The following is an 11,817-nucleotide window of genomic DNA, read 5'->3' as shown; positions in this document are numbered from 1 at the left end:
GCCCCGCGCCGCCCGGGGCCCCCGCGGGCACCGCGCGGGCGGGCCCGGCGGCACCGGATCAGAGGACGGACGGGTCGACGTCCAGGGTGGTGCGGTCGAGGCTCGCGAGCAGATCGAACTGCGGCCCCGTCTTCGGAAGTTCGAATCGGAAGAAGTACCGGGCCGCCGCGCGCTTGCCGTCGTAGAACGCGCCGTCCCGCTCGCCCACGGCGAGGAGTTGTTCGAGCCAGATCCACGCGACCACCACATGCCCGACTGCTTCGAGGTACACGGTCGAATTCGCCAGCGCGACAGCCGGATCGCCGGTCGACCACAGGGCGGTGGTCGTCTCCCCCACCCGCACGACGGCACGCTGCAACTGCTCCGCGTACTCGGCGGCGTCGCCACCGGCGTCCAGCGCCTTCGTCACCGTCTCGCCGATGGTCTCTCCCAGCACCGCGAGCGCGGCGCCACCTTGCATGATCACCTTGCGGCCGAGGAGGTCCATCCCTTGAATGCCGTGGGTGCCTTCGTGAATCGGGTTGAGGCGATTGTCGCGGTAGTACTGTTCGACATCGAATTCCCGGGTGTACCCGTAACCGCCGAGCACCTGGATCGCAAGACTGTTGGCTTCGAGGCACCACTGCGACGGCCACGACTTGGCAATCGGGGTGAGCAGGTCCAGCAGAAGCCCCGCACGCGACCGGGCCGCCTCGTCAGGTGCGGTCCGCTGTTCGTCGACGAGGGTGGAACAGTACAGGCCGAGCGCCAGCGCACCTTCCACGTAGGACTTCTGCGCCAACAGCATCCGGCGTACGTCGGGGTGTTCGACGAGTGCCACCTGAGGGGAAGCCGGGTCTTTCGCGCCGAGTGGGCGGCCCTGTGTCCGGGTGCGTGCGTAGTCGAGCGACTGGAGATATCCGGCGTAGCCGAGCGAGGTCGCGAGGAATCCGACCCCGATCCGTGCCTCGTTCATCATGTGGAACATGTAGGACAGGCCCTTGTTCGGCTCCCCGAGAAGATAGCCGACCGCTCCCGCCTCTCCGCCCGGTGTGTACGTGCCTTCGCCGAGGTTCAGCAGTGTGTTCGTGGTGCCGCGATTGCCCATCTTGTGGTTGAGGCCCACCAGGGCGACGTCGTTCCGGTCGCCCAGCGTGCCATCCGGCTCGACGAGGAACTTGGGAACGATGAACAGCGAGATGCCCTTGACGCCGGCGGGGCCTCCCGGAATCTTGGCGAGCACCAGATGCACGATGTTCTCGGTCAATTCGTGGTCGCCGCCGGAGATCCACATCTTCGTTCCGGTCAGGCGGTAGGTGCCGTCGCCCACGGGCACGGCCTTGGTGGTGATGTCGGCGAGCGACGAGCCTGCCTGCGGCTCGGACAGACACATGGTGCCGAAGAACCGGCCTTCGAGCATGTGCGGCACGAAGGTGGCGATCTGCTCGTCGCTGCCGTGCGCGACGAGCAGGCTCGCATTGGCCGCGGTGAGGAACGGGTACGCGGAGGTGCCTGCATTCGCCGCCTGGAACCACGCCATCGACGCGCGCAGAACCGCGATGGGCAACTGCATGCCGCCGTGCGCTTCGTCGAACCCGCCGGCGATCAGCCCCGCCTTGGAGAAGAGATCGAGTGCGGCCTTGACCTCCGGGATGATCTCGACGCGGCCGTCCTCGTCCATCCGGGGTTCCTGGGCATCGGCCTTCTTGTTGTGCGTCGCGAAATGCTTCGTAGCGATGTCCGCACTCAGGTCCAGCACCGCGTCGAACGTTTCACGGGAATGCTCCGCGAACCGCGAACGGGTGGTCAGGGACTCGATGTCGAGCCAGTCGTACAGCAAGAAGTCCAGGTCGCGGCGGGACAGCACGGGAGCAGGCATGGAGGGGTCCTTTCGGCGGAGTACCGATCGAGCGCGCACCCAGTAGAGCAATCCGGGCGGGCCGGACGACCGGCGGGGTGGCAGCCGTGGGTGCACGGTACCGCGCGATGCTTGGCGCCGACGCCACGAATACGGGAATACTGCCCTTCATGAGCGGATCACCTTCTGTGCTGGTCGTCGACGACGACGCGGACGTCCTCGCCTCCCTGCACCGCGGTCTCCGCCTCTCCGGATTCTCGGTGTTGACCGCCGCCGGGGGTGCCGAAGCCCTCGAAGTCGTAGAAGCCGAGCGGCCCGACGTGATGGTGCTCGACATGAACATGCCCGGTCTCGACGGGACAGCCGTCATCACTACCCTGCGCGGTGCGGGGGACGACATCCCGATCTGCGTGCTCAGTGCCCGCGACACCGTCGACGACCGCATCGCCGGGCTCGAATCCGGCGCCGACGACTACCTGACCAAACCGTTCGTCCTCGCCGAACTCGTCGCGCGTATCAAAGCAATGCTGCGCCGCCGCGCACCGGCCGACGATCAGGCGGTGCGGGTCGGCGCCCTGCGCATCGAACCGGCGGGCCGCCGGGTGTTCGTCGACGGCGATCCCGTGGACATGACCAAACGCGAATTCGAGCTGCTCGAGGTCCTGGCCCGCAATGCGGGCATCGTGCTCTCCCGCGAGCGCCTGTTGTCGCTCGTGTGGGGCTACGACTTCACCTCCGACACCAACGTCGTGGACGTGTTCGTCGGCTATCTCCGCCGCAAGCTCGAATCAGGTGGCCGCGCCCGGCTCGTCCACACCGTGCGCGGCGTCGGCTTCGTTCTCCGGGAGCTCTGAGGTGCCCCGCTCGTTCTCGTTGCGCGCCCGAGTGGCCACCGCGACCGCGCTGGGCACGACCATCGTCGTGGGGATTCTGGGTGTCATTGTGGCGCTGGCAATTTCGCGCAACAATCTGGCACAACTCGACCGGCGCCTCGACCTCGCCGCCGATGTGCTGGCAGCCAACGCCGCGGCCGCCGAATTGTTCCTGCCGGTATTCGGCGACGGCGGTGCGTTCGCCATGACGATCCGCGCGGAACCCGACGGCGCACTGCGGGCGAGCACGCCCACGGAACTGCCCGTCCTCGAACCCGGCGCGCAGACCGTCACCCTCGACGGGATCGACTACCGCGCGTACACCACCCCCATCGAATCGAATCGCGGTCTGATGTCGGTGGCCGTCCTGCTGGCCGAGGCGCAGGATGTGACCACGGATCAGCACCGGCAGGTATTGATCGCCGGCGCCGTCGCAGTGGCCGCCGCGACCGGTCTCGGCTGGCTGCTCGGCGGTGGCGCGGTGCGTCCGCTCGTCGACCTGACCCGCCGGATCGTCGCCCGCGACCGGGATCTCTCGCCACGCCCCTCCGGAGTCACGGAAGCCGACGAACTCGCGTCGGCGGTGGGCGCGATGCTCGACGACGTGGCACGCGCGCGTGCCGCCACCGACGCCGCGCTGGCCACGGCGCGTGACTTCGCGGCGGCAGCGGCACACGAGATGCGGACGCCCCTCACGGCGATGCGGACGGACATCGAAGTACTCACGACCCTCGACCTCGAGGCGGACGACCGGTCCGAGATACTCACCGACCTCGCGCGCACTCAGGCACGGCTGGAAGCGACCCTCAACGACCTCGAACGCCTCGCCAGAGGCGACCTGTCCACCGACCGCGATTTCGTCGACGTCGATCCCGTCGAGATCTGCGACACCGCTGCCGCGGACGCGATGCGCCGATATCCGGGCCTGACCGTGGACGTCCGCGGGGATGCCGGCCGGACGCTGCGCGGCCTGCCCGCAGGCCTGCGACTCGTGGTGGACAACGCGATCACCAATGCCGTCCGGCACGGCGGCGCATCGCTCGTTCGGATCACCGTCTCGAGGGACGATGCCGCCACCAGCCTGATCGTCGACGACGACGGAGTGGGTGTCCCCGCCGACGAACGCTCGGCAGTGTTCGAACGGTTCCGGCGCGGATCGAATTCCCGCCGGACCGGGTCCGGGCTCGGACTGGCACTGGTCGCGCAGCAGGCAACCCTGCACGGCGGCGACGCACACCTGGACGAGAGTCCGCTCGGGGGAGCACGCCTCGTCGTCCGGTTGCCCCGCACGCGCCCCCGCGATCGATGATCGGTACCGGCGACGTTCCCGGCACCGACTCGATCGCGAGGGTGCATTGTGTTCGAATTACTCAGTGCGGGAGAGACTCTCCGGTGAACTCTCGCGCCTCCACGAGCACCAGCCAATTGCCGGAGTTGTCCCGCATCACGGCTTCGATGCCGTACGGCCGTTCGGCCGGTTGCTGAACGAACTCCACCCCCTTGGCAGCGAGCTCGCGATACGTCGCGTGACAGTCGTCGGTGGCGAGACCGAATCCGCCCATGGTTCCGGCGTCCAGTGCCCGCCGGATCGCTTCTGCTGTGTCGTCGGAGAGGGGCGGGCCGGGCTTGGCGAGCGTGACCTGCAGTTCGGGATGGTCGGGGTGCAGGATCGATACCCAGCGGAACCCGTCGCCCAGCGTGACGTCGGTGCCTTCGACGAATCCCATCGTGTCGGTGTAGAACTTCTTGGCTGCGTCCTGGTCGGTGACCCAGAGGGTGACCAGAGAAATGTTGGTAATCATGTATTCCAACCTAGGGCCGGCGCCGGTGCCTGCGCTTCTCCGAAATTGCGGCGTTCAGGACCGGTCGCTCAGGCCGTGCATGAAGACGTAGCAACCGGGGATTCGCGGCGCACCGGACTCGGCGAACTTCGCCTGATACACCGACGGTGACGTACCGACCAGTTGCCGGAATTTGGCGCTGAACGAGCCGAGGCTGGTGTACCCGACGACGTGGCATATCTCGGTGACCGTCAGGTTGGTCGCCCGCAGCAGGTCCTGGGCTCGTTCGATGCGCCGCTCGGCGAGGTAGGCCCCCGGAGTCCTGCCGTACACCGCGGCGAAACACCGGAGGAAGTGAAACTTGGATACGCCGGCGTTGGCGGCGAGTTCGACGAGGTCGAGCGGCTCCGCATAGTCGCGGTCGGCGACGTCGCGGGCGCGGCGCAGGTGCGGAAGGAGTTCCGCCGGCACCTGCACTCGTACTGCCATTACCCCAGTCTGGCAGCGAGAACCTGCACGTGCTCGTGAATGCGCCCGGATACACGAGGGCCCGAGTCCGGCATACGCCGGACTCGGGCCCTCATGAACGGATTACTACGGCAGGTCGACCAGGTCGATCACGAACACCAGCGTCTTGCCGCCGAGGGGGTGACCGGAACCGGCCGGACCGTATGCGAGTTCCGGCGGCACGATCAGCTTGCGGCGACCACCGACCCGCATACCCGGGATGCCCTGCTGCCAGCCCGGGATCAGCCGACCGAGCGGGAACGCGACGGACTGACCGCGGCTCCACGACGAGTCGAACTCGTCGTTGGTCTCGTACTCGACGCCCTTGTAGTGCACGTCGACGGTCGCGTCGGGCTGCGCCTCGGGACCGTCACCGATGGTGATGTCCTCGACCACGAGTTCGGTGGGCGCGGGGCCTTCCGACTTCTCGATGACCGGCGGTTCGGGCTGGACCTGCACGTCGAGCAGATCGATCACGAACACGAGAGTCTTGCCCGACAACTGGTGGCCCGATCCGGCGGGACCGTAGGCGAGTTCCGGCGGGATCGTCAGCTGACGACGCCCACCGACACGCATACCGGGGATGCCCTCCTGCCAGCCGGCGATGAGACCGGCGAGCGGGAAGCGGATGGACTCGCCACGGCTCCACGACGAGTCGAACTCCTCGCCCGTGTCGAACTCGACACCGACGTAGTGCACGTCGACGACCGCACCCGGCGTGGCTTCGGGACCGTCACCGATCGTGATGTCCTTGATGACCAGTTCGGTGGGCGCGGGGCCCTCCTGGAACTCGATCTCCGGTTTACTCACAGGTCCTTCTCCCTTGTCGAGTGGCAGTCGTCGCACACGCTCGGACAGATCGGTCAGCGAAGATCGATCCCCTTGTAGTCACGCTCGGTGTGGCCGACGTAGATCTGGCGCGGGCGCCCGATCTTGAGGGTCGGGTCGGAGTGCATCTCGCGCCAGTGCGCGATCCAGCCCGGCAGGCGGCCCAACGCGAACAGCACGGTGAACATGCGGTCCGGGAAGCCCATGGCGCGGTAGATCAAACCGGTGTAGAAGTCGACGTTCGGGTACAGCTTGCGTTCGATGAAGTAGTCATCGGTGAGCGCGGCCTCTTCGAGCTTCATGGCGATCTCGAGCAGTTCGTCGCCTGCACCGAGCTTCTTGAGGATCGAGTCGGCGGTCTTCTTGACGATCGCGGCGCGCGGGTCGTAGTTGCGGTAGACGCGGTGCCCGAAGCCCATGAGCTTCACGCCGTCTTCCTTGTTCTTGACCTTGCGCACGAACTCGTTGACGTCGCCGCCCGAGTTCTTGATCTGCTCGAGCATCTCCAGCACAGCCTGGTTCGCACCGCCGTGCAGCGGGCCCCACAGCGCGTTGATGCCGCCCGAGATGGACGTGAACAGGTTGGCGTCCGACGAGCCGACCAGACGCACCGTCGACGTCGAGCAGTTCTGCTCGTGGTCGGCGTGCAGGATCAGCAGCATGTCGAGAGCCTGCGCGATCTCGGGGTCGATCTCGTACGGCTCGGCCGGGAAACCGAACGTCATCCGCAGGAAGTTCTCGACCAGCGACAGCGAGTTGTCGGGGTAGAGGAACGGCTGGCCCACGGACTTCTTGTAGGCGTACGCGGCGATCGTCGGGAGCTTGGCGAGCAAGCGGATCGTCGACAGCTCGACCTGCTCCGAGTCGTCCGGGTCGAGCGAGTCCGGGTAGTACGCCGAGAGCGCATTGACGGCGCTCGACACGACGGGCATGGGATGCGCGTTACGCGGGAAGCCGTCGAAGAAGCGCTTGAGGTCCTCGTGCAGCAGCGTGTGCCGGCGGATCTTGTCGGTGAACGTCTCGAGCTGGTCCGACGTGGGCAGCTCGCCGTAGATCAGCAGGTAGCTGACCTCGATGAAGCTGGCCTTCTCGGCAAGCTGCTCGATCGGGTACCCGCGGTAACGCAGGATGCCCTTCTCACCGTCGATGTACGTGATCGCCGACTTGGTGGAGGCAGTGTTGACGAAACCGGGGTCGAGGGTGGTGTACCCGGTCTCCGCAAGGAGCTTGCCCAGCTCGATACCGTCATTGCCTTCCGTTGCTTTGGCGATCGACATCGCGTGCTCGCCACCGGGGTAGCTGAGGGCGGTTGTGGGTTCATTCTCAGCGGGCACGAAGGATCCCTCTCAAGCTCAGACCTACGAGAAACTTCCGAACATTCAGGTAGAACCTAGCCGTAGCGCAGCGCGTGCGCCCAGCCAGGGTCGGTCGAAAGTCCCCGCACAGTGTTTCGTTGATATCGACGTCGGACGTCGGCCCGCACCCTCGGAAACTCCGCCGCAAGGTCGGCGCACGCCGCTTACCTGGGGTAATCGTACGCGATCCGTGTGGTAGCGCCATTGCCACCCCGCCTCCTGCCGTTCGCGGCGCCCGTGCGTCACCCGGAGAAACCCACCGCACCCAGGCCCCAGCTGGCGTCCCAGCCCTGCCCCGGCTGCAGGACCACTTCGTCGATACCCAGATTGAACGCATCAGGAGGGCACGTCGCGGGAATCAGAGCGAGCGAACGCTCCGCAGCACCCCCGGACCCGGCCGTCTCGGTGGTCGCATACAGCCACCCGAACTCCGGCACCGTTCGCAATTCCACACCGCGCCCGTCGGGACCGCAGAGACGATGACGCACCACACCGTCGGCGTCCTCGTCGAGGGCACTGAACGGTGTCGCGAGCCGTACACCGGCGAGGGAGCGCGGTGCGGTGAAGTCGTACTCGGTACCGGTGACGGGTTGTGAGTACGCGGTGGGAAGACCACGTTCGCGGTCGATCGGAACGCGGGTACCCGCCGCCAGGTGCAGGCTGCACTCGTCGAGGGGGGTCTCACCGGCCCGCAGATACGGGTGCACGCCGAGACCGAACGGTGCGTGGAAATCGCCGATGTTGGTCGCGGTGTGGGTGACGACGAGCCCGTACTCACCGAGTTCGTGGATCGCGGTGAGCAGCAGCCGGTAGGGCCATCCCTTCTGCAATCCGACCTCGAGCACCTGCTCGACACGGGTAGCCGTGTGCGACACGAGGTCCCACTTCTTGTTCCAGGCGAAGCCGTGCACGGCGGTCTTCCGGCGCGGGTCGGTGACCGCCAGTTGGTGTTCGATTCCGTCGAAGAAGAAGTGGCCGTCGCGCACCCCACCCGGCCACGGCGCCAGCACGGCGCCCGCGTACAGCCACGGTTCCTCGGCCGGCCCGCTCTCGACGAGCCGGTAGGGGCCGGACGGATCGTCGTACACCAGTTCACGCACCGCCGCGCCCACCTCGGACACCTCGGCCCGGTAGCCGCCGCCGCGGATCACGTAATGCGCGGGACCGTCTCCCGGCCGGGAATCGGTCGGGTGATCGCGTTGCGAGTGGTGGATCGAGTCGGACATGTACCCAGTCTTGCGGGCGGCGGGCGATCGCACTACCCATTCGGGCGGCTGACCTGTCCGTACCGCCAACCTGCCCCGCAGTCCCGGATCACATACCGGTCGTCATGGCCTCGATCACGGCCGCGGTGGCGGCCACCGTCGGGACGTCGTCGATCGGCACGTCGGGGTCACCGGTGGTGGAATCCGAGAGCACCACCAGCACGAGCGGATCCCCCTGAGGCGACCACACGACCCCGGCGTCGTTGACCGTCCCGTGGTCGCCTCCTCCCGTCTTGTCGGCCGCGGTCCAGCCCGGCGGCAGTGCCGCACGGATGCGCTTGTCGGACGTGAGGCTCCCCCGCATCCACCCCGCGAGGGTGCGTTGTTGCTGCGGCGGCAGCCCCGCACCGAGAAGCAGTTCGTGGCACCCCGCTCCGAGCCCGGCGGCGGTCGTGGTGTCGCGCTCGTCGCCGCGCCCCGCTTCGTTCAGTTCGGGTTCCCACCGGTCGAGGCGAGTCGCCTTGTCGTTGACAGCCCGCGCGAGGGCTGTCACCGTGTCCGGTCCGCCGAGGCGTCGCAACAGGAGGTTCGCGGCGGTGTTGTCGCTTCGGGTCAGCGCGGCCTCGCACAGGTGACCCACGGTCATGACGCGGCCCTGATGTTCGGTCGTCACAGGCGAGTTGACGACGATGTCGGCGGGCTCGACCGCAATGGTCTCGTCGAGGGTGAGCCGGCCGAGGGATTCGAGACGCAGAATTCCGGCCGCTGCGTAGATCTTGAAGGTCGAGCACATCGCGAATCGCTCGTCGCCGCGGTATGAACAGCTCCGACCGTCGATCGGCGAGTGCGCGAACACCCCGAGCCGGACCTTGTGGTCGTTCTCGATCCGGGCGAGACGTGCGTCGAGCGCGGGCAGTTGCAACCGTGTCTCCGGTACGCCCCTCGCGGCCGGGGTCGCATCCGGTGGCATCGTGCTGCCCGATGCGCCGCATGCGGCCAGGATCGGAGCGGCCGACAGGACGACGGCACCGGAGAGAAAGCCTCTGCGGGACAGTGCTGTTCGGTCGACTGCGGGTGGTGTTGCCATGCAGCTACAACAGCATCCGGCCTCTCGCCGATGCCAATACTTTACGGAGGCCGGGGCAAGTCGGAAAAAGTATCACCCCTGGTGACAGCCCTGTACGAGGCCGACACTGGCCGCACTTCCGGTAAAAGCGGGGACGGTGTCGAGGACGCTGGTTGAATGTCGGCCATGGATCTGATCCGTCATCTCCGGTTCTTCGTCGCGGTCGCCGACACAGGACACTTCGGGCGCGCCGCAGCCGAACTGGAGATGACGCAACCTCCACTGTCCCAAGGACTTCGGCGCCTCGAGGAGTACATCGGGACCCCGCTCGTCCACCGCACGCAGCAGGGTGCCGTTCTCACTTCCGCCGGTGCGCACCTGCTTCCCCACGCCCGCTCGCTCCTCGACGACTCCGACCGTTTTCTCACGGAAGCGGTCCGCGTGGCCGGCGCCCGCGCAGTGGTCCGCTGGGGCGCCTGCGTCGCGCTCCCGGACCGGTTGCTCACCGCGTGCGTCGCGGCCTTGTGCGCCGAGACCGATGCGGCGGTGACGACCGAATCGGGGACCACCGTCGACCTGATCGAGGCGGTGCGGTCGGGCAGATGCCATTTCGCCGTCGTCGAACTTCCCACGCTCGTGGACGGCGTGGAGGCCGGGCCCGTCACCAAGATTCCGCGGTGGGTCGTCGTGCCGAAGGACCATCGCAGCGCCCACGCCGAACGGCCTCGGTTCCCGATGCTCTCCGATCTGGCGTTCGCAGCCCCTGCACGAACAGGAAACCCCGGGGCCTTCGACGCCGTGCGTGATCTACTGCGCGAACGCGGTCTCGAGGTCGAGACGACGACTGCGCCGGACGACCGCGCCGTCCTCGCCGCAGTGGCTGCGGGCACCCATTTCGGGATGTCGACCACGAGGCCCGGTTCGGCGCCGGGGGTCGCGTGGCTGCAGTTGGCTCCCGCCGCGACCGCGCTGCAGGTGCGTCTCGTGTGGCGAACCGGCGCCGACATCGACCGGTATGTCGCGGCGCTCGATCGGGTGGTCTTCAGGGAACGGGTGCGCTGAGCCGTACATCCCGGCGGCTCGGACAGCGGTCACCGCGCTTCGGTGGCCGCTGCCTCCCCCCGCGCTGGGCCGCTGTCGTCCTTCATTCGCACCGCGATCGCGAAAATGAGCACACCTGCCGCCGCGAGGATCACTCCGGCAGCGGCCGGTGCGGTGTACCCGAATCCGGCGGCGATCACCGCACCGCCGATCGCGGCGCCGATCGCGTTGGCGAGGTTGAACGCGGCGTGGTGGAGCGACGCCGCGAGCGTCTGGGCATCGTCCGCGACGTCCATCAGCCGGACCTGCAGCCCCGGACCGACCGCCGCGCATCCGCCGCCGAGCAGGAACACCATCACCAGAGCCGTGTACGGGTTGTGCACCGCGACGACGAACACGGCGAGCAGCACGCCGAGCGCACCCACGGTGATGAAGATGCCCGGCACCAGAGCGCGGTCGGCGAGGCGACCTCCCACCGCGTTGCCCACGACCATGCCGAGCCCGAACAGCATCAGGGCGACCGGGACCACCGATTTCGGTACGCCCGCGACGTCGGTCAGGGTGGTGCTGATGTAGGTGTAGACCGCGAACACACCACCGAAGCCGATCGTCGCGACGCCCAACGTCATCCACACCTGCTTGCGGCGCAGAGCACCCAGCTCGGTCCGCACGCTCGTCGTACGGATGGACAGGTCCGGCACCCACGCGACGACCGCGGCGACGGTGGCCACCCCGATCACCGCGACCAGGCCGAACGCGATGCGCCAGCCCAGTGCCATACCCAGCCACGACGCCGCGGGCACCCCGATCACGTTCGCCACCGACAGTCCCATCATCACGAGCGCGACGGCCCGCGCCCGCTGTCCCCGACCGGCGAGATGCGCCGCGACGATTGCGGCGACGCCGAAGTACGCGCCGTGCGGCAGGCCGGCAACGAACCGGGAGGCCACGAGCGCGCCGTAGCCCGGTGCCAGCACCGTCGCCGCGTTACCGATCGTGAACGCGACCATCAAGGCGATCAGCAGCGTCTTGCGCGGTACCCGGGCGGTCAGGGTCGCGAGGAGCGGTGCACCGACCACGACGCCGGCGGCATATGCGGACACGACGTGCCCGGCGGTCGGCTCGGAGACACCGAGCCCGGCCGCGATGTCGGGAAGCAGGCCCATCGCCATGAATTCGGTGGTGCCGATTCCGAACCCGCCGAGCGCGAGTGCCCACATCGCGCGGGTGCGCCCTGCCCGCGGACCGTCGTCGATCCGGACGTCGTCGGGTGGGCAGGCGGGAGCCGTGGTCATGAGAGAGCCTTCGGAGAGTGCACGAGGTAC

The 11,817-nt window shown here is 67.9% G+C and carries 11 protein-coding genes and 1 pseudogene; 3 read left to right on the top strand and 9 right to left on the bottom strand.

Annotated elements, in window-relative coordinates; genetic code table 11:
* Positions 1-58: 58 nt before the first annotated feature.
* Positions 59-1,858: an acyl-CoA dehydrogenase gene (locus tag TVH25_RS02160; RefSeq protein ID WP_422423257.1), complete on the bottom strand. Its 1,800-nt coding sequence runs from the start codon at positions 1,856-1,858 to the stop codon at positions 59-61.
* 149 nt (positions 1,859-2,007) lie between these two features.
* Between TVH25_RS02160 and TVH25_RS02155 the strand changes: the two genes are divergently transcribed.
* Both TVH25_RS02155 and TVH25_RS02150 read left to right on the top strand, forming a co-directional pair.
* Positions 2,008-2,691, top strand: coding sequence for a response regulator transcription factor (locus TVH25_RS02155; RefSeq protein WP_422423256.1), 684 nt, complete (start codon positions 2,008-2,010; stop codon positions 2,689-2,691).
* A 1-nt stretch (position 2,692) separates the two neighbouring features.
* Positions 2,693-4,018, top strand: coding sequence for a sensor histidine kinase (locus TVH25_RS02150; RefSeq protein ID WP_169621169.1), 1,326 nt, complete (start codon positions 2,693-2,695; stop codon positions 4,016-4,018).
* Between the two features lie 61 nt (positions 4,019-4,079).
* Here TVH25_RS02150 and TVH25_RS02145 read toward each other — a convergent pair whose 3' ends face one another.
* The 7 genes and pseudogenes from TVH25_RS02145 to bla all read right to left on the bottom strand — a co-directional run bounded on the left by TVH25_RS02145 (position 4,080) and on the right by bla (position 9,472).
* Positions 4,080-4,511: a VOC family protein gene (locus TVH25_RS02145; RefSeq protein WP_296551077.1), complete on the bottom strand. Its 432-nt coding sequence runs from the start codon at positions 4,509-4,511 to the stop codon at positions 4,080-4,082.
* Positions 4,512-4,565: 54 nt separating this feature from the next.
* The gene (locus TVH25_RS02140; protein WP_296551076.1) at positions 4,566-4,979 is read right to left on the bottom strand and encodes a helix-turn-helix transcriptional regulator; all 414 of its coding nucleotides are present in this window, start codon (positions 4,977-4,979) and stop codon (positions 4,566-4,568) included.
* Positions 4,980-5,084: 105 nt separating this feature from the next.
* Positions 5,085-5,456, bottom strand: coding sequence for an FKBP-type peptidyl-prolyl cis-trans isomerase (locus TVH25_RS02135; protein WP_422423261.1), 372 nt, complete (start codon positions 5,454-5,456; stop codon positions 5,085-5,087).
* 3 nt (positions 5,457-5,459) lie between these two features.
* A pseudogene (locus TVH25_RS02130) lies at positions 5,460-5,807 on the bottom strand (FKBP-type peptidyl-prolyl cis-trans isomerase); the annotation flags it as partial.
* Between the two features lie 53 nt (positions 5,808-5,860).
* On the bottom strand, positions 5,861-7,159 hold the full coding sequence (locus TVH25_RS02125; protein ID WP_169621173.1) for a citrate synthase: 1,299 nt from the start codon (positions 7,157-7,159) through the stop codon (positions 5,861-5,863).
* A 263-nt stretch (positions 7,160-7,422) separates the two neighbouring features.
* The gene (locus TVH25_RS02120) at positions 7,423-8,406 is read right to left on the bottom strand and encodes an aldose 1-epimerase family protein (RefSeq protein ID WP_169621174.1); all 984 of its coding nucleotides are present in this window, start codon (positions 8,404-8,406) and stop codon (positions 7,423-7,425) included.
* 88 nt (positions 8,407-8,494) lie between these two features.
* Positions 8,495-9,472: a class A beta-lactamase gene (gene bla, locus TVH25_RS02115; RefSeq protein WP_240954920.1), complete on the bottom strand. Its 978-nt coding sequence runs from the start codon at positions 9,470-9,472 to the stop codon at positions 8,495-8,497.
* Between the two features lie 165 nt (positions 9,473-9,637).
* Here bla and TVH25_RS02110 point away from each other — a divergent pair, with 165 nt between their 5' ends.
* Positions 9,638-10,513 (top strand): LysR family transcriptional regulator, encoded by an 876-nt coding sequence (locus tag TVH25_RS02110; protein ID WP_169621400.1) that lies wholly within the window; start codon positions 9,638-9,640, stop codon positions 10,511-10,513.
* A gap of 29 nt (positions 10,514-10,542) precedes the next feature.
* Here TVH25_RS02110 and TVH25_RS02105 read toward each other — a convergent pair whose 3' ends face one another.
* Complete coding sequence (locus tag TVH25_RS02105) at positions 10,543-11,787, bottom strand: MFS transporter (protein ID WP_422423253.1); 1,245 nt, start codon at positions 11,785-11,787, stop codon at positions 10,543-10,545.
* Positions 11,788-11,817 lie beyond the last annotated feature (30 nt).

This window comes from Rhodococcus sp. 7Tela_A2, assembly GCF_049311045.1.
Lineage (GTDB): Bacteria > Actinomycetota > Actinomycetes > Mycobacteriales > Mycobacteriaceae > Rhodococcus.
Note: the sequence above shows the minus strand (reverse complement) of the source record. Positions and strands in the feature narration are given on the sequence as shown.

Coding starts and splice junctions, on each gene's coding strand:
- TVH25_RS02160 (WP_422423257.1), bottom strand. CDS start 1,858: ATGCCTGCTCCCGTGCTGTCCCGCCGCGACCTGGACTTCTTGCTGTAC.
- TVH25_RS02155 (WP_422423256.1), top strand. CDS start 2,008: ATGAGCGGATCACCTTCTGTGCTGGTCGTCGACGACGACGCGGACGTC.
- TVH25_RS02145 (WP_296551077.1), bottom strand. CDS start 4,511: ATGATTACCAACATTTCTCTGGTCACCCTCTGGGTCACCGACCAGGAC.
- TVH25_RS02140 (WP_296551076.1), bottom strand. CDS start 4,979: ATGGCAGTACGAGTGCAGGTGCCGGCGGAACTCCTTCCGCACCTGCGC.
- TVH25_RS02120 (WP_169621174.1), bottom strand. CDS start 8,406: ATGTCCGACTCGATCCACCACTCGCAACGCGATCACCCGACCGATTCC.
- bla (WP_240954920.1), bottom strand. CDS start 9,472: ATGGCAACACCACCCGCAGTCGACCGAACAGCACTGTCCCGCAGAGGC.
- TVH25_RS02110 (WP_169621400.1), top strand. CDS start 9,638: ATGGATCTGATCCGTCATCTCCGGTTCTTCGTCGCGGTCGCCGACACA.
- TVH25_RS02105 (WP_422423253.1), bottom strand. CDS start 11,787: ATGACCACGGCTCCCGCCTGCCCACCCGACGACGTCCGGATCGACGAC.